The 16881-nt window shown below is 62.9% G+C and carries 20 protein-coding genes; 13 read left to right on the plus strand and 7 right to left on the minus strand.

Features of this window, described 5'->3' with window-relative positions; all coding sequences use genetic code 11:
• Positions 1-19 precede the first annotated feature (19 nt).
• Both P1M51_RS10620 and P1M51_RS10625 read right to left on the minus strand, forming a co-directional pair.
• On the minus strand, positions 20-697 hold the full coding sequence (locus tag P1M51_RS10620) for an endonuclease V (RefSeq protein ID WP_369685103.1): 678 nt from the start codon (positions 695-697) through the stop codon (positions 20-22).
• Between the two features lie 50 nt (positions 698-747).
• Positions 748-1674, minus strand: coding sequence for a rhomboid family intramembrane serine protease (locus tag P1M51_RS10625; RefSeq protein WP_276248180.1), 927 nt, complete (start codon positions 1672-1674; stop codon positions 748-750).
• 104 nt (positions 1675-1778) lie between these two features.
• On the opposite strand from P1M51_RS10625, the gene P1M51_RS10630 reads away from it, so the two are divergent.
• The 3 genes from P1M51_RS10630 to P1M51_RS10640 are packed head-to-tail and all read left to right on the plus strand — an operon-like array spanning position 1779 to position 4389.
• Positions 1779-2213 (plus strand): DUF5788 family protein, encoded by a 435-nt coding sequence (locus P1M51_RS10630; protein ID WP_276248181.1) that lies wholly within the window; start codon positions 1779-1781, stop codon positions 2211-2213.
• Positions 2210-3949: a DNA polymerase/3'-5' exonuclease PolX gene (gene polX / locus P1M51_RS10635; protein ID WP_276248182.1), complete on the plus strand. Its 1740-nt coding sequence runs from the start codon at positions 2210-2212 to the stop codon at positions 3947-3949. Before P1M51_RS10630 ends, polX begins: the two co-directional genes overlap by 4 nt.
• A complete protein-coding gene (locus tag P1M51_RS10640) occupies positions 3949-4389 on the plus strand; it encodes a Mut7-C RNAse domain-containing protein (protein ID WP_276248183.1) in 441 nt (146 codons plus the stop codon). The genes polX and P1M51_RS10640 overlap by 1 nt, the downstream gene beginning before the upstream one ends.
• Here P1M51_RS10640 and P1M51_RS10645 read toward each other — a convergent pair.
• Positions 4386-5243 carry a hypothetical protein gene (locus P1M51_RS10645; protein ID WP_276248184.1) on the minus strand — a complete coding sequence of 286 codons (858 nt, stop codon included), beginning with the start codon at positions 5241-5243 and terminating at the stop codon, positions 4386-4388. The two genes, P1M51_RS10640 and P1M51_RS10645, sit on opposite strands and share 4 nt — an antisense overlap.
• 153 nt (positions 5244-5396) lie before the next feature.
• Here P1M51_RS10645 and P1M51_RS10650 point away from each other — a divergent pair, with 153 nt between their 5' ends.
• From P1M51_RS10650 to P1M51_RS10660, 3 genes are read left to right on the plus strand one after another with little or no spacing between them, the layout of a single operon-like run.
• Positions 5397-5681, plus strand: coding sequence for a DUF5789 family protein (locus tag P1M51_RS10650; protein WP_276248185.1), 285 nt, complete (start codon positions 5397-5399; stop codon positions 5679-5681).
• 1 nt (position 5682) lies between these two features.
• Positions 5683-6360 carry a CPBP family intramembrane glutamic endopeptidase gene (locus tag P1M51_RS10655; RefSeq protein ID WP_276248186.1) on the plus strand — a complete coding sequence of 226 codons (678 nt, stop codon included), beginning with the start codon at positions 5683-5685 and terminating at the stop codon, positions 6358-6360.
• A gap of 38 nt (positions 6361-6398) precedes the next feature.
• Positions 6399-6848: a DUF302 domain-containing protein gene (locus tag P1M51_RS10660; RefSeq protein ID WP_276248187.1), complete on the plus strand. Its 450-nt coding sequence runs from the start codon at positions 6399-6401 to the stop codon at positions 6846-6848.
• Here P1M51_RS10660 and nreA read toward each other — a convergent pair whose 3' ends face one another.
• Complete coding sequence (gene nreA / locus P1M51_RS10665; RefSeq protein WP_276274440.1) at positions 6849-8111, minus strand: DNA repair protein NreA; 1263 nt, start codon at positions 8109-8111, stop codon at positions 6849-6851.
• A 173-nt stretch (positions 8112-8284) separates the two neighbouring features.
• A complete protein-coding gene (locus P1M51_RS10670) occupies positions 8285-9250 on the minus strand; it encodes a transcription initiation factor IIB family protein (protein WP_276248189.1) in 966 nt (321 codons plus the stop codon).
• Positions 9251-9429: 179 nt separating this feature from the next.
• Between P1M51_RS10670 and rnhA the strand changes: the two genes are divergently transcribed.
• Both rnhA and P1M51_RS10680 read left to right on the plus strand, forming a co-directional pair.
• The gene (gene rnhA, locus P1M51_RS10675) at positions 9430-10023 is read left to right on the plus strand and encodes a ribonuclease HI (protein WP_276248190.1); all 594 of its coding nucleotides are present in this window, start codon (positions 9430-9432) and stop codon (positions 10021-10023) included.
• Positions 10016-10570 (plus strand): rnhA operon protein, encoded by a 555-nt coding sequence (locus tag P1M51_RS10680; RefSeq protein ID WP_276248191.1) that lies wholly within the window; start codon positions 10016-10018, stop codon positions 10568-10570. The genes rnhA and P1M51_RS10680 overlap by 8 nt, the downstream gene beginning before the upstream one ends.
• Here P1M51_RS10680 and P1M51_RS10685 read toward each other — a convergent pair.
• Positions 10565-10924, minus strand: coding sequence for a PadR family transcriptional regulator (locus tag P1M51_RS10685; RefSeq protein WP_276248192.1), 360 nt, complete (start codon positions 10922-10924; stop codon positions 10565-10567). The two genes, P1M51_RS10680 and P1M51_RS10685, sit on opposite strands and share 6 nt — an antisense overlap.
• A gap of 190 nt (positions 10925-11114) precedes the next feature.
• Here P1M51_RS10685 and P1M51_RS10690 point away from each other — a divergent pair, with 190 nt between their 5' ends.
• Together P1M51_RS10690 and P1M51_RS10695 are read left to right on the plus strand one after the other, a co-directional pair.
• On the plus strand, positions 11115-11648 hold the full coding sequence (locus tag P1M51_RS10690) for an inorganic diphosphatase (protein ID WP_276248193.1): 534 nt from the start codon (positions 11115-11117) through the stop codon (positions 11646-11648).
• 170 nt (positions 11649-11818) lie between these two features.
• The gene (locus tag P1M51_RS10695) at positions 11819-13162 is read left to right on the plus strand and encodes an alkaline phosphatase family protein (protein ID WP_276274441.1); all 1344 of its coding nucleotides are present in this window, start codon (positions 11819-11821) and stop codon (positions 13160-13162) included.
• Here P1M51_RS10695 and P1M51_RS10700 read toward each other — a convergent pair.
• A complete protein-coding gene (locus P1M51_RS10700) occupies positions 13159-14238 on the minus strand; it encodes a tubulin/FtsZ family protein (RefSeq protein ID WP_276248195.1) in 1080 nt (359 codons plus the stop codon). The two genes, P1M51_RS10695 and P1M51_RS10700, sit on opposite strands and share 4 nt — an antisense overlap.
• 74 nt (positions 14239-14312) lie before the next feature.
• Here P1M51_RS10700 and P1M51_RS10705 point away from each other — a divergent pair, with 74 nt between their 5' ends.
• Genes P1M51_RS10705 through P1M51_RS10715 form a run of 3 tightly spaced genes read left to right on the plus strand, consistent with a single transcriptional unit; the run spans position 14313 to position 16868 of the window.
• Positions 14313-15512, plus strand: coding sequence for a hypothetical protein (locus P1M51_RS10705; RefSeq protein WP_276274442.1), 1200 nt, complete (start codon positions 14313-14315; stop codon positions 15510-15512).
• Between the two features lie 34 nt (positions 15513-15546).
• Positions 15547-15975, plus strand: coding sequence for a DUF5791 family protein (locus tag P1M51_RS10710; protein ID WP_276248197.1), 429 nt, complete (start codon positions 15547-15549; stop codon positions 15973-15975).
• Positions 15975-16868, plus strand: coding sequence for an SDR family oxidoreductase (locus tag P1M51_RS10715; protein ID WP_276274443.1), 894 nt, complete (start codon positions 15975-15977; stop codon positions 16866-16868). The genes P1M51_RS10710 and P1M51_RS10715 overlap by 1 nt, the downstream gene beginning before the upstream one ends.
• Positions 16869-16881 lie beyond the last annotated feature (13 nt).

Raw genomic sequence — 16881 nt, forward strand, 5'->3', positions numbered from 1 at the left:
ACTCACTGGCCGGGGATAGTTAACTGTCCGTGGTTCGCTTCACTTCTGCCGCATAGTTGTCGGCGAGTCGCGTCGGTTCCGGCAACTTGTACTCGGTCGCCGTCGCCGCCACGAGGTCTGCGGCCGTCTCCGCGCTCACGCGGTGGCCAGCGCTCACGTATAGCGGATTTATCTTCATCGAGTTCGGGTACTGGCGGGTCTGGACGGCGTAACCGATGAGTTCGCCCGCAGGCGCGGTCACCGAGTCGTCAGCCTCGATGGGGACGCGAGCGCCCTCGGGGAGGCCATCGAGCGACCCGGTCGGATGCCCGCAGAGCAGACTCTTCGCCACGCCAATCGACGGCACGTCAAGGGTCACGCCGATGTGTGTGGCGATGCCCGCCTCCCGAAAGTGGATGCGCCCGCTGCCGTCGAACATGATGAGGTCGGGCGTCAGTTCCAGTTTCTCGAAGGCGTCGAGGATGGACCGCCCTTCGCGGAACGACAGGAGGCCCGGAATGTACGGGATTTCGACCGGTGAGATGGCGTACACCTTCTCGATGACCGCACCGTTTCGCATCAGGACGATGGCGCTCACTGCCGTCTCGTCGTCGAGGAACGCCTGATCTACGCCTGCAATGATGGCCGTCGTCGGGTCGATTTCAGTGTCGTCTTCGAAAATTGCGGTTGCCGCGATGTCGCGCTGGAGTTGCTCCATCTCCCCGCGCGAGAGCGACGGGTCGGGGACGAATTCGGGGTGCTTCACGCTCAGAATGGGCCGCGCCCCCGGCCAGGTCCGCGTCCACCACCGCCGCCGAACTGGAGTTGCTCTGGCGCGCTTTCACCGCGCTGTTTCAGGATGTAGCCGTAGAGGAGACCGATGCCGAGGCCCGAAAGGTGGGCGAGCTGGGCGACGCCGCCCGCGCCGATACCGAACGAGGCGGAGACGAGCGCCGAGTAGCCCGCGAACAGCGCCGTGGCAATCCACAGCGGCATCGGGATGATGAAGTACAGATAGATGCGCAGATTCGGATTCAGCACCGTCAGAACGCCCATGAGCGCAGCGATAGCGCCACTCGCGCCAACGACGCCGCCGCCGAGTGCGCCCGGCGAGGCAATAATCGTCGCCCCAATCTGTGCCAGCCCGGCGACCATCCCCGCGCCCAGGAACAGCGCGACGAACTTCGTCGAACCAACGCGGCGTTCGACGATGGGGCCAAAGAAGTACAGCACGATGCTGTTGATTGCGATGTGCGTGAAGCCGCCGTGGGAGAAGATGGAGGTAATCCACGTCCAGACGAACTCCGGATTTTGCGGCGTGAGAACGAAGACGGCCCGCCACAGCGGGGAGTTCTGGGGTGCGACGAGCAGCGGGAAGAGGGCGATTTCGATGATGAACCAGATCCACATCAGCCCGAGGAAGACGTAGGTCATGTTGCCCCGGAAATAGCCGAGTGGACCGCCGGTCCCGGTGTTCACGCCCACGCGGTCGAACACGGACTCTGAGCGCCCGCCCTCGTACCGGACGCTGTCGTCGAAGTCACTCGCGAAGATGCCCTTCGGGTCGTTCCAATTATCTAAGCCCGGACAGGCGTGGTTCTCGGGCAGCCGGTGCTCCGAGCAGTAGGTCCCACCACAGTGTCGGCAGTTGTAGGGTAGATTCTCGTGTCTGCCACACTGGTCACACGTCGCCATTGGTGGCGATAAGCACCCGAGCATAAAAAGGGGTTGGGGTGATTCCGTCGGCACACACAGGCGCGGGGCTGTAGATTTTTGCCTGTCGACCCTGTAGACAACCTGTGAAAGAGTTCGAGCGAAAACAGCGCCTTGAACGCGTAGAACGCGAGGGCGCGACGGTGGGTGCGGACATCCCCGACCGCATCACGGTACAGGGCGAGCCGCTCGACCTGCGGTCGTTCGTCTTCGAAATCAAGCGCCTCGATACGATTCCCGACGGCAAACAGGCCGAGGTCGACGAGGCGAAAAAGAACCTCCGACGCGAGCGAAACGAGCGGTTGGCCCGTCTCGAAGACGGTGACATCACGGTCGAGGAGGCAGACGAGCTGGTAAACACGATTATCGGCATCGACCGGGCGTTGAACGCGCTCGAACAGCTCGGGCCGGCAAACTTAGAGCAGAAGATGTCGGTCCAGCAGGCCGCAGACCAGAAACGGTGGATGAACTTCCTGAAACAGGCCCTCGGCAAGGAGAAGAGTCAGGGGCGGGGTCGATGAGCCGAAACGACGAGGTGGCGACGCTGTTCGAGGAGTTCGCAGACCTCCTCGACGCGAATGACGTGGCGTACAAACCCCGTTCGTACCGGAACGCCGCAGAGAACATCCGAGAGCACCACCGCGACATCGAAGCGCTCGCAGCAGACGGACAGGACACCGTCGAAGAGATTTCGGGCGTCGGCGACGCCATCTCCTCGAAGATCATCGAGTACTTCGAGACGGGGGAAATCGCGGAGCTCGAAGCACTCAGAGCAGAGCTGCCGGTCGATATGGCGGAACTCACCGCCGTCGAAGGCGTCGGGCCGAAAACCGTCGGCAAACTCTACGAAGCACTCGGCATCACCACGCTCGACGAACTGGAGGAGGCCGCGAAAGCCGGAAAGATTCAGGAGGTCTCGGGATTCGGCGCGAAGACGGAGGAGAACATCCTCGAAAACATCCCCTTCGCCCGCGAGTCCCAGCAGCGCGAACTGCTCGGGGACGCCCGCCCGCTCGCCGAATCGATTCTCGCGTACTTCGAGGACGTCGCCGAGGCCGAAAAGTGGGAGGTCGCAGGCTCCCTCAGACGCTGGAAAGCCACCATCGGCGACATCGACATCCTCGCGGGCAGCGACGACCCCGAAGCCCTCATCGAGGCGTTCACCGGGTGGCCCGACGTAGACGTCGTCATCGAATCCGGGACCAAGAAGGCCTCGGTGCGCTCGTCGGGTCTCAGAATCGACCTTCGCGTGGTCGACGTCGCCGACTTCGGCGCGGCGCTCCAGTACTTCACTGGGAGTAAGGCCCACAACGTTCACCTCCGCAACGTCGCCATCGACCAGGACCTCAAAATGAACGAGTACGGCGTGTTCGACGTGAGCGGCGTAGACGACCCGGATGCGGGCCAGCGCGTCGGCGAGCGCATTGCTGGGGAAACAGAAGAGAGCATGTACGACGCTGTCGGCGTCCCGTGGATGCCACCCGAACTCCGGGAGGACCGCGGCGAGATCGAGGCCGCCCTCGATGGCACCCTCCCGACGCTCGTAGAAGAGCGCGACATCAGAGGAGACCTGCACCTCCACACCGAGTGGTCGGACGGAAACAACACCATCGCCGAGATGGTCGAAGGGGCCGCAGAATTCGGCCACGAGTACCTCTGTATCTCCGACCACGCGACCGGTCCCGGCATGGTCGGTGGGGTCGGTCTCGACGACGAGGAGTTGCTCGAACAGCTCGAGGAGATTCGCTCGGTGGCTGCAGACGCCGATATCGAGGTGTTCGCGGGCGTCGAAGCAAACATCGACGCAGACGGCGGCATCTCCATCGGCGACGAGGTTGCAGAGGCACTGGACATCGTCGTCGCCTCGCCGCACAGCGGCCTCGACGGGGACGCCACAGACCGCCTCGTCACGGCCGTCTCGAATCCGGACGTGAACATCCTCGGCCACCCAACCGGTCGGTTGCTCAACCAGCGATCGGGTCTCGAATTTGACATCGAGGCGGTTGCGAAAGCCGCCGCAAAACACGAGACTGCCCTCGAAATCAACGCGAATCCCCACCGCCTCGACCTCTCTGGGAGCATGGTCCAGCAAGCGTTGAAACACGGCGCGACAATCTCCATCAACACCGACGCCCACAGCCCGGCGAGCTACTCGCTCATTCGCTACGGCGTCCACACGGCCCGTCGCGGGTGGGCTGAGGCAGACGACGTGGTCAACACCTGGCCGACCGACGACGTGCGCGAGTTCATCGAGTGATGGCACCGCGGCTGCTGCTCGACGTGATGCTTGGCCGACTCGCGAGCTATCTGCGCATGTGCGGCTACGACACCGTCTACGCGCTCGACCGTAACATCGAAGCGGACGACGAACTACTCGCGCTTGCCCGCGAGGAAGACCGGAGACTGCTCACGCGAGACGTTTTACTCGCAGCGCAAAGCCACGCGAGTATCCTCCTTCGAGAACGCGACGTACACGAGCAGTTGCGCGAACTCGAGGCCGCCGGCCTCACGCTTGAGCTCGCAGAACCGGCGTACTGCGGGCGGTGTAACGGCTCGCTCGAACCGAGTACATCCGATTCACGCCCCGAATACGTCCCGGACGAGGTGACCGCATTGTGGCGGTGTCGTGACTGCGGGCAGTTCTTCTGGAAAGGGAGCCACTGGGACCGCGTCGAACAGACGCTCGAATCGCTCTAATCGTCGAGATTCGACTGCCACTGAGCACACGGTTCCATGTCGCTCATCAGTTCGTCGTGCGCCCCACAATAGGGCTTGCGTCCCTGCGTGGTCTGGACGTACTGGAAATGCGCGCAGTTGCCACAGTACGGGTCGGCGGGTCGCTGCTGGCGTGGCTGGTCCAGTAGTTCTGCGCCGTCGTCGAACGACATGTCCCGTCGCTGACGGGCGTCCGCGCCGCCGTCGCTCATCTGGCGAGCGTGCCGGGAGGTTTGTCGGGACTTCTGTACGGCCGTCTGCGTCTCGACTTCGCCGTCCGGCTGTGCACCGAGCAGGCCAATGCCACCGAGGCCACCGGACAGCGCAGGGCCATCGACGGCGACAATGCGCGTCTTGCCCTCCTTGGTTACTTCGAGTTTGACCGTTCCGCCCGGCTTGTTGCGAACTTTGAAGTTCGTCACGCCGGCGAACAGACACCAGAGTGTGGTCATCGTACCGAGGAAGTAGACCGCGACGACGGGGAGCGTGAGGTCGACCGGGTCCTGGAACCACATCTTCGGGAACGCATACCAGAAGAGTGCGACACCGAGCAACGAGACGCTCGCGCCAAGGGTGGCGAGTACCCGAGTGCGCCGTCCCGCCGGCAGGACGCTGAAGATGCCCACGAAGACGGCAGGCAGGCCAATGCCCGCGAGGACGCCCGCGACCTCCCGCGATTGCCAGAGGATATCGCCGACGACCTGCGTCGTGGCGACGATGATGCCGAGGACAACGAGGACCGCGCCGACGCCGAACAGCCCGAGGCCGAGATACAGCCGTTGGAGGCTCGCTTCAGTGCCCACGTTCCTCTCGTACACCTCCGTAAGGCTGGTCATGACGAGGTCTACACTTCCCCTCCACAAAACAGTACGTCAGACATTGCCCTATTTATTGTCACTATGCGCGACTTGCGCGTGTACGCGATGCTAGAGCGTGCGAAAACGCCGCGAGTCGAAAGGTCTAATCACGGGGCAAGCAAACGTCGTCCCATGGCAGACGAAGTGGAAGAAGAGACTGGGCCGGCAGTCGAACTCGGCGAGGGTGAAGCCGTCGAAGGCATCCCGCTCGCTCGCGTCGCGTCCCGACTGACGTGGGGCATCGAGCACAGTGAAATCGAACGCCGCGAGGGCGACACGGTCATCCGGACGCCGGACGGGCCACAGTCGCTCGCCGACGTCCTCGCGAAGATCGACACGCCGTACTTCTCCACCCGGCAGGAGTTCGTAGACGACGTCCGCACGGCAATCGGCACCGGCCCGGTCCCGACCGAATAAGGTGGCAACCGAGGCGCTGCGACGGCGACTCCCATCGCTGTCCTGGGTGCAACTCGCACTTCTCTGGGGAGCCATCCTCACCATCGTCTGGATGGAGTGGGAGACCACCGGCCTCAACCAGCGGGTAGTCCGCGAGTCGGTCGTGTACATCGTCGGCCCAGCCACGCTTGCACTGTTCTACGGCAAGCACCTCGGCTGGCGCGTCGACCGCCTCGCGCTCAAGAACACCGTCCTGCTCGCGCTGTTCGTGTTACCCTTCTACATCGTCGGTTCCTCACTCCCCTCGGTCAGAACCTACTACCCGATGTGGGAGACGGGGGCTGCACTCGGCGAGTTTCTCCCACACACTGTAAAGCAATTCGTCGTGGTAGTCGCCGCAGAGACCTACTACCGTGGCCTCCTGTGCGTCAGCGTTCGCGAGATTGGCTTTAAGAGCGTGTTCATCAGCCCAATCGTATACACCTTCCACCACCTCGGCAAGCCGCCAATCGAGATTCTCCTCTCCGGGCCGACGGACGTGCTGTTCGGTGCCGTAGACTACAAGAGCAACTCCATTCTCCCCTCTATCGTCGCCCACGGGATGGGGCTCGCGCTGCTCGATTGGCTCGTCCTGCACGACCCGCTCATCCCGCCCGAGCAGGTGCTCTCGTGGTTGCGCTGGCTTCCGATTCCACTCTAGCGAGAAGCCTTTTTGCTCTGCCGTCCGTCCCCCCGGCTATGAGCCCAACGTTCGACCCGTCAGAACTCGACCCTAAGGCCATCGGCGAGGAGACGGCGACGCTCCGGATGGACCACGACGAAGCAATCGAGCACGTTCGTGAGGCGTTCACGAGCGCTGGATTCGGCGTCGCCACCGAATTTTCGCCATCCGAACTGCTGAACGAGAAGGTGGATGCAGGCCGCGACCCGTACTACGTCCTCGGCGCGTGCAACCCGAAGATGGCGGACTGGGCGCTCGACGCGAGCGACAACAAGATTGGGGCGCTGTTCCCCTGCAACGTCGTCATCTGGGAGGAAGAACCCGGCGTCCAACAGGTCTACCACGTGAGCATCATGCGAGCAGCGCGCCTGCTCGGCATGGCTCCAGATAACGAGGAGTGGGAGGAACTGGTCGCAGAGACGGGCGAACTCGTCGACGAGGCGTTCGCGAACCTCGACAGCGAGTGATCAGGAGAAGTCGGTGAGGTTCGCCTGAATCCCCGACACCATCGACGATTTTCTGCGGAGGTCGTTGAGCGAGACCGGCAAGAGCGGTGCGACCTGTCGAACCGCATCGTGGAACGACTCAGCCTCACCGTGGTCGCCGTCGAAGGCGTTTCGCACGCTCTCTCTGACCTGCCAGACGCCCACCGGCCCCCAGTAGTCGTCGGAGACGTGCCGAAGGACGAGACACTTCGCCTGCCGCCCGATGGACTCCAGATGTTCGAGGACGCCGAGCCGGGCGGCGTAGTACGCCCCGGACGTTTCGTCGACGTAGGCCATGCGGCCCTCGTAGCCCTCAGAATCGGCCCCCATCCAGAGTGCGCCACCGGGGTCGGGGTTCCAGATGCTTCCCGGTGCTTTCATCTCGACGAGTTCGAACTCCCAGCTGCCCGGCGCGAGGACGACCCAGAACTGATTGCCCATGTACTCGTTCGTCCACACCTGCACCGAGTCGATGCTCGGCGCGTTGCGGATGCGCCCTCGCAGATACTGGCCGACCGTGTCGTCGACGGCGGTAATCGACCAGCGCGTCGGAACCAGCTTCCGTGTCTGAGCCTGCCCGAGTGCCCCCGCCGAGAGAATCTTGTTGATGTCGTAGACGTCGAATCCGCGACGGTAGAGATAGTTCATCGCCCCTTGTGCCTGCCAGTCGTCGTCTTCGAGCGTCTTCTGGACCGGCCGCGGAATGTAGGGATTCTCGGCGAGGTCGGCCGACCGAGCGCGAGCTCGCGGGCCTGTCGGGGTCGAAATCTCGTCGATGGTCGGCTGTAAGTCGAGCGAGGAAGCGTTGTCGAGACCGATTTCCACATCGACCGGGCGGCCCGCGATTGCCACCTCTCGCTGGACGCCGACGAAGCCGTCCCACACGTCGTTGACGTCGACGGCCGCAGAGCGCGTCGAGTTGAGGAGACCGGTTCGACGCTGGAACACGTCGTCGATGCTCAGCCCCTGGCGGTACCACTCGCCGCTGGTCGCGAAGTCTGCGGCGTTCGACTCGGGATCCATCGGAGAGAGCAGGCCCGTCGAAACGCGGGGGTAATTAGACCGGCCGACGAAGATAGACGGGGCACTGCTCCCGAACAGCGAATCGCCCTGTAACACCTCGTTGAACGACCGCTGGGCATTGTCGATGTAGTCGAGGATTTCGTAGGATTTCTCGGCCGCGAGCCGCCGTCGCTCGGCGTCGGGGTCGCGTTCGAGTCCCTCGATGAATTCGTCGAGCCGCATTCGAGTAAACCGACGGCTGGGACGGCCTTCAATGTTCGTTCGTGGCGAGCAGGCGACACCGAATCCGCCCACGAGACGGCGTGTCGCACGACCGCAGTGCGTCCCGTGGCTGGCGTGCAGGTGATGTCACTCCGTGGTCGCGGCTTCGGTGATAAAAGGCAGGGTGGACGGGCCTAGTTGTGGATGCCCATCGCTTCGATCTGTTCTTGGTAGCGGTTCCGGATGGTGACCTCGGTGACCTGCGCGACGTCTGCGACTTCTCGCTGGGTCTTCTTCTCGTTGCAGAGCAGCGAAGCGGCGTAGATAGCAGCGGCGGCGTAACCGGTCGGCGATTTGCCGGACAGCAGGCCTTTTTCGGCGGTCGTCTCGATAATCTCGTTTGCCTTCGACTGAACTTCTTCAGAGAGGTTGAGTTCAGAGCAGAACCGGGGGACGTACTTCTTCGGGTCCACTGGACGCATTTCGAGACCGAGTTCCTGTGAGATGTAGCGATAGGTGCGGCCAATCTCCTTGCGTTCGACACGCGAGACCTCGGAAATCTCCTCTAAGCTACGCGGGATGCCTTCCTTGCGGCAGGCGGCGTAGAGTGCGGACGTGGCGACCCCCTCAATCGAACGTCCGCGAATGAGGTCTTCTTTCAATGCGCGGCGGTAGATAACACTCGCAACTTCGCGGACTGACCGTGGCACACCGAGCGCGGAGGCCATGCGGTCGATTTCGGAGAGCGCGAACTGCAGGTTCCGTTCGCCCGCATCCTTCGTGCGAATGCGCTCTTGCCACTTGCGGAGTCGGTGCATCTGACTGCGCTTTTTCGACGAAATAGAGCGGCCGTAGGCGTCCTTGTCTTTCCAGTCGATGGTCGTCGTAAGCCCCTTGTCGTGCATCGTCTGCGTCGTCGGTGCACCTACACGCGACTTTTGCTGGCGTTCCTGGTGGTTGAACGCCCGCCACTCCGGACCTGGGTCGATGTTTTCCTCTTCGACGACTAAGCCACAGTCGTCACAGACAATCTCCCCCCGGTCTGTACTCTTGACAAGATTCTCAGATTCACATTCAGGACAAGTGCGAACCCCCTCTCGCTCCTCCCCGGTTGATTCCTCCTCGAGCGTACGCTCCCGTGTTCGGGTGGACCGTGTCATCGCATTTTTATAGTAGTAACACCGAGCTACTTAAACCCTTGGTGTGGATCTTGTGGCTCGTCCGAGGACAGGTACAGATCACACCAGCGAAAAACCGCAGTACAGCGCCGATGTGAGACTGTGTTGCCGGAAAGATAAACCGGAAATCGTATATTAGACTATCAGTGACTTCACCTCCAATGCCAGTCATCGAGTGCGATGTAGCAGAGGCCCGAGACCGCCTGCAAGCGGCGGGTATCGAAGTGCAAGCAGGCAACACAGACCACGAGCAGTGGCGGGCCTCCTACGAGGGCGCGACGGCCGTCGCCTACGCGGACAAGGTCGTGATTCAGGGAACGAACACCGCTCGACTGGCTGGCCTCCTCGAAGGTGGTGGCGGCCGCGCGCACCTCTACTTCGACGGCGCGAGCCGCGGGAATCCCGGTCCGGCTTCCGTCGGCTGGGTCATCGTGACCGGCGACGGTATCGTCGCGGAGGGGAGCGAACGAATCGGTGAGACGACCAACAACCGAGCCGAGTACGAGGCGCTCATCACGGTACTCGAAGTCGCCGCCGATTACGGATTCGACGAGATACACGTTCGCGGTGACTCCCAACTCGTCGTCAAGCAGGTTCGCGGCGAGTGGAACGCAAACGACCCCGGGATGCGCGAACGACGAGTACGCGTCCACGAACTGCTCGGAAACTTCGGCGAGTGGTCGCTCGACCACGTTCCGCGAGAGATAAACGAACACGCTGACAAGCTTGCGAACGAGGCCCTCGACGATGCCTGAAGTACCTGACGACGTGATAGCTGAGGCAGAGCGACTGACGAGACTGGCGCTTTCAGTCGTCGACGAAAACGAGGCGGCGGCTCACCGAGCACGGCGAGACCAGCTCGTCGCCGGATACGATTTCGTCGCTCGCGTCCGCGAGGAAGGAACGCGCCACACGCTGGTGCTGTACCCGACCGAGTGGGTCGAAGACGACGAGGTGCAGTTCGACCGCATCCGGGATACGTCGCGGGCGATAGAGCGCGTCATCGACGGCACCGGCGCGGAGAGCGAGTGGGAAGCCGTCGAAGCGCACAATCAGGCTCTCGTCGAACAGATCAGCACCGAGTTCGGTGACGACCACGCGGCGAACGTCCGGAAGTTCGCCGATTTCATGGGCAACCACTACGTTCGGCGGCTGGACTCCGCGACGACCGCAGAGGTAGAAGAATTCCTCTCAGAGTACTATCTGCGCAACACGTGGCCGACCGACGCGCAAAAAACGATTGTGCGAGCGAGTCTGGCGCGAGCGTTCGAACTCGCGGGCAGAGAGTCGCCGCCGTTATAGCTGCTTGTTGATGATGTCGCGAACGGTTGACGCCCGGTCGTCCTCGTTCACGAACTTCGAGAGAATCCACTCGAGTTTGTCGACGACCGCGCCCTCACCCTTGCTGGTGAGTGCGTACTGGTTGGTGCGCTTGTCGAGTTCACTCTTCTCTACGAGTCCCATCTCCACGAGGTCGTCTAAGTTGGGGTAGAGACGCCCGTGGTTCACCTCTGAGCCGTAGTACGACTCGAGTTCCCGCTTGATTGCGAGCCCGTACATCGGTTTTTCGCTCAGGATGACGAGAATGTTCTGTTGGAACGCTGTCAGGTTCCGGACCATGCCCAGGTCATTCGATACTGCTTGTGCCTCTGACATAGGGGATGATATGTCACCAATCCATTTAACACTTCTCAACCAATCAGCGGGTTTCACGCCGGCTACCGGTGCTTATTGCCGACAGATTGGTGGGAACCGGCGTGCTGTGGAGCAGATAGGGTCAGCGTGTGGCGCCACCTCGCGGGCATGCCGAAAGGACTTTTTTCCCCCCTCACCGACACGCAGGTGCATGGCGAATCTCTGGGAAGATCTGCAGACAGGGCCGAACTCGCCCGAAGTGATCAACGTCGTCGTCGAGTGTCTCAAAGGTGAACGCAACAAGTACGAGTACGACAAGGACATCCCCGGTGTCGTCCTCGACCGCGTACTTCACTCGAACGTCCACTACCCGAGCGACTACGGGTTCATCCCGCGCTCGTACTACGACGACGAAGACCCATTCGACGCGCTCGTCCTCGTAGAGGACGCGACGTTCCCCGGGTGCATCATCGAAGCCCGTCCGGTCGCCCTCATGAAGATGGACGACGATGGCGAACAGGACGACAAGGTCATCGCTGTTCCGAACGAGGACCCACGCTTCGACCACATCGAGGACTTAGAAGACATCCCACAGCACCTGCGCGACGAAATTGACGAGTTCTTCTCGACGTACAAAAACCTAGAGAAGGGCAAGGAAGTCACGACGCAGGGCTGGGAAGACAAGCAGGCGGCGTACGACGCCATCGAACACGCACGCGACCTCTACGCACAGCACTTCGGCTGAACGGTCGCTGTCGGCGACACCGCCAACACCCTCACGTTTTCGGCTGTGTTCGATTACCCGACCCACGGGTGTGGCGCGGGTCGCCGTCACGAATTGCCGCAATCGACGAGTCCACCTGATTTTCGCAGTCGAAACGAAACTTCTTGTGCCCCACGACGGAATGGGTGGGTATGGGTTTGTTCGACCGGCTCCGTGGCGACGATGCTCCTCGCGTCGCTTTCTTCGGTATCGACGGCGTACCGTACAGCCTTCTCGCAGAACACGAGGACGAATTTCCGAACCTCGCCGCACTCGCGGACGAGGGGGCGTCCGGTGCAATCGACAGCATCGTCCCGCCCGAATCGAGCGCCTGCTGGCCATCGCTTACCACGGGGAAGAATCCCGGTGAGACTGGTGTCTACGGGTTCCAGGACCGCGAGGTCGGTTCCTACGACACGTACGTCCCGATGGGGCGCGACGTGCAGGCGGAACGCCTCTGGGACCGCGTGACCTCCGAGGGACGCAACGCGACGGTGATGAACGTCCCCGTCACGTTCCCACCCCAGCGCAACGTCCAGCGCATGGTCTCCGGGTTCCTCTCACCGAGCCTCGACAAAGCGAGCTATCCAGACGATCTGGAATCGACGCTCGCCGACTTCGGCTACCGAATCGACGTGAACGCCAAACTGGGCCACGACGACGACAAGACCGCCTTCATCGAGGACGCCCACAAGACCCTCGACGGACGGTTCAAGGCGTTCAAGCACTTCGTCGAGCAGGACGACTGGGACCTCTTCTTCGGCGTCTTCATGACGACCGACCGGGTGAATCACTTCCTGTTCAAGGACTACGAACACGACGGCGAGTACAAGGAGGAGTTCATGGAGTTCTACCGGAAGGTAGACCGCTACCTCGGCGAACTCCGCAACGCGCTTGCAGACGACGTGACGATGGTGGTCGCGAGCGACCACGGCTTTACCACCCTTAACTACGAGGTTCACTGCAACGCCTGGCTCAACGAAGAAGGGTGGCTCGATTACCAGGATGACGACCACTCCGGACTCGACGACATCTCCGGGGACACGAAGGCCTACTCGCTCATTCCCGGCCGCTTCTACATCAACTTAGAGGGGCGCGAACCCCGCGGCAGCGTCCCACAGGACGAATACGAAGCCGTCCGCGACGAACTCAAGTCGAAGCTCGAAGCACTCGAAGGCCCCGACGGCAAGAAGGTTGCACAGCGCGTGGTCAAGAAGGAAGAGGCTTTCCGCGGCGACCACGAGGACATCGCTCCCGACCTCGTCGTCATCCCGAACCACGGCTACGACCTGAAATCCGGGTTCAAGCCACACGGCGACGTCTTCGACGTCGGACCACGAAACGGGATGCACAGTTTCGACAACGCCTCGCTCTACATCGACGACCAGAACGCGACCATCCGCGACGCGGACCTCTTCGACATCACGCCGACCATCCTCGACCTGATGGATATCGACTTCGCCCGCGACGCCTACGACGGCGCGAGCCTGCTCTAAAACAGGTCCTCTAACTGGTCGTTTTTGAACGCGGCCGCCGGGTCCGCCCGCTTCTCTGGGCGCGACTCGTGGGCCACTTTCGCCCGCTCCATGAACTCCCTGAGCCGTGGCGACCGCTCGACGCCACACACGAGCACCAGCACCGCGATGCGCTCGCTGTCGAGCGGGAAGTCGCCACCACGAACCTGCATGCTCCCCGTCTCGTCTTCGAGCCACCGCCGCGCCTTTTCGACGCCCTTCCTCGAAAGTCGGTCGGGCTTACCCGCGACGACGAGCAGCGCAGCTTCAGCGTCCACCGCGTTCGGCAGACTTGACCCGGTGAGCAGCGCGTTCCGGGCAACACTCGTGATAACGGTCAGATTCTCGCCCGCGTCTGGACTCGCCGTCGCACTGGCGTAGCCGAGGGCAGCAATACCGCCCGCCCGGAGGGTGTTGATGACCTCGCTCGAATCGACGACGCTCTCCCCGACACCCTCCGTCGCCTCGCCCGCCGCGAGCAGGAGGCCGACTCGCTGGGCGATGTGCTCGTTTATCGTCCCGAACCCTTCTTCGACGCTCTCGCCCGTTGCGTGCCACGCGTCGTTGTCGATGAGCAACACGGCGTCTGCCTCGCGGGCCACCGTCTTCAGCGACCGACCTGCGTTCGCCTGATAAAGCGACCCCTCGCTACGCCCGGGGAGCACACCGATGACGTACACTGGAATGTCGTAGATTCGTTTCAGGTGGCGGGCGAGAACCGGCGCACCGCCGCTGCCCGTGCCCCCGCCGAGTCCAGCGACGATGAACAGTGCCTCCGCCTCCGAGGTGATGCGCCCGTCGAGCGCGTCCATCACTTCCGGAGCGTCTTCGTCCATGATTTTCGCGCCGAGTTCGTTGTCGCCACCGACGCCGTGGCCCTTCACCCGCTCCTGGCCGATGAGTAGTGTATCGATGGAGAGTCCCTGGAGGTCCGCGTGCGCGGAGTTCACCGCGAGTGCTCCGCGAATCGCGTCGAACCCCATTCTGGCGTCGAACTCGGCCATTCGTTGCGTGAGTTTCCCCCCGGCCTGTCCGACCCCGATGAGAACGGCTTTCATACGAGAATGTCGATTGCTGAACTAATCAACGTTGTCCCGGACATTCAAAGCAGATGGCGCGACCAGCGTCGGCTATGGTCGATACAGAAACGCTCGAAACCCGGTTGCAAGCCGTCGAACGCGCACTCACCGATTCCGACCACTCCGTCGCCGCGATTCTCAACGCTCAGCGGGAGGTGACGGCAGAGCCATCCCGACCCATCGAAGGGTCGGTGACGGGACCAGTCACGCTCTCGGTGGACGGAGCACCCTCGTATCTCACACTGGCGGCGGTCACCCACGAGTCCGTACCCGCCGTGAACCGAGGCGAGACGACGCATCCGCTCGTCGCTCGAAATCAAAATCTGTTCACCATTCCGTACGGCGATGTCGCGAATACGGTGACTGCGGGACTTGGAGGCAATGAGGAGCGGACAGGCCTCCGAACCGCCGCACAGGTCCTGAAAGCGGCGCGTTCCGTCTCAGCCGCCACCGCGAACGAATCGCTCGCCACGAACCGTCGTGAACTCGAAGCGTCGGTGTCTACGGGGACAGGTCACGTCACCTCACGCCTCGTCACGGCCCTGAGACGGGAGGGAGTTGGGGCGAGCGACGACGCCCGGGAGCAACTCGTCGAGGATGCGCTCGGTCGATGGCAGACACCAGCGGGCAGGGCGCTCGCACTGGCAAACGGGTCGGCTACCCGGGCAGTGGCACGGGCGGGTGCGGCCGAAGACGACTCCCGCACCGCGGAGCGACTCGCCGTTCGGTTGGACGTGGCAGTCGCAGAATCGCTGCAAGAACAGGCATCCCGACCGACCGAGGAAGTGGTGAATACCACGCTTCAGACGACCAGAACCGTCTCCCAGACGGTGGCGAAAGAGGTCATCGCGAACGCGACAGAGCACCACAGCAAAGCGGTGCTCGAACGGCGACTCAACCGCTCGTTCGCCCGGCTTCCGGCTGGCCTTCCGGTCGCGCCGGTGCCGGGGTACTGGTACGCGACGACGAACCTCTGGACGGTCGATGTCGCTGGAGCATACACTCGATTCACAGTCGCGTCGTCCACTGGACCCCGGGGAATCGCCTACACCCGGGCGGGTCAGACAGTAACGCTCGACGTCGATGACGACGGCGTCGTCGAACAGTTTGGACGCGCTCCGAAAATGTCGTTCACCGTCGAAACGGCTGTCGTGGTCGTCGTCCCACCGGGTCGCGCCGGCGTCGGCGATATCGACGGCGACGCGGACGAACGCTCTCCGGGCTGGCCCACCAGCAGTACCGGTGGCAAGTGACAACCACTTGTACCGGGAGGTTCTACAGAGGCGCATGTTGTACGACGTGAGCGACGAGCCGGGCGAACTGTCGCCCACCGAACTGCGAGCCCTCTACGAAGCTGAGTTGCGCGAGACGATTTCTGCGGTCGGCATCGAGTCCGTGGCCGCAGCGAGCGACGTGGACATAGAAACCGTCGAGGCGCTGGCTGGCGGCGAGTCACCCGCACTGACGCTCGAAGACGCAGCGGCGATTCTCGCCTGTGACGACGCGCTCCCCGACAAACGAACCATCCTGATGGAGGTCCGCGACCACCTGCTCATGGGAATGACCACGGCCATCCTCGACGTGGAAGCCATCGAGTCCGGGCTGAACAACCACCTCGACGCGCGCGACATCCAGCAGAAAGTCGAGGGTCGTGCGCCGATGACGCTGAGCGAGTTCGCAGCGCTCCACCAGTTCATCGAGAGTCGAAAACGCTGATGCGCGTCGCAATCCTCGGCTGTGGCTACGTCGGGCTGGAACTCGGTCGCCAGCTCACGCCCCGCCAGGAGGTGTGGGGCGTCAGGCGCTCTGCCGAGGGCCGAAACGCCATCGACGCGGCCGGTTTCGAGCCGATTCGCGCAGACCTGACCGACCCCGACTCACTCGGTGCGATTCCAGACATCGATGCCCTCGTGTTCGCGGCGAGTTCTGGTGGCCGCGGAGCGGCCGCTGCCCGCCGCATCTTCGTCGAGGGATTACAAGGAGCAATCGACCACTTCGGGGCGAGAGCGAACGCTCCAGACCGACTCGTCTACACCTCGAGTACAGGCGTCTATGGCGACCACGGCGGCGAGTGGGTGGACGAAGCGACGCCCATCGAGCCGACGACAGAGAAGACGCGTGTGCTCGCCGAAGCAGAACGAGTCGCCATCGAATCGGCCGCCGACGCGGGAATCGATGGAACAGTCGCACGATTCGCCGGGTTGTACGGCCCAGACCGCTACCGGCTCAACCGTTACCTCTCGGGCCCGGTCACGGAGGGGTATCTCAACATGGTCCACCGCGACGATGCGGCCGGTGCGCTGGCCTATTTCCTCGAAGCGGACCTTGCACGCGGGGAGGTAGTGCTGGTCGCAGACGACGAACCGGCCGCGAAGTGGACGTTCGCCGATTGGCTCGCCACGGAGTGCGGCGTGCCGGAACCGGCGAAGCGAACGAAAGCCGAGCGCCTCGAAGCCGACGCACTCTCCGAGGCGGCGAGGCGGCGGATTCTGACGAGCAAGCGCTGTTCGAACGACTATCTCCGCGCTCTCGGGTACAAATTCGCGTTCCCGACGTACCGCGAGGGCTATCGCGCTGCTATCGACGCGTACCGCCAGCAGAACCGGTAGCCAGCGAAGAACC

The organism is Haladaptatus sp. QDMS2, from assembly GCF_029338295.1.
Taxonomy (GTDB): domain Archaea; phylum Halobacteriota; class Halobacteria; order Halobacteriales; family Halococcaceae; genus QDMS2.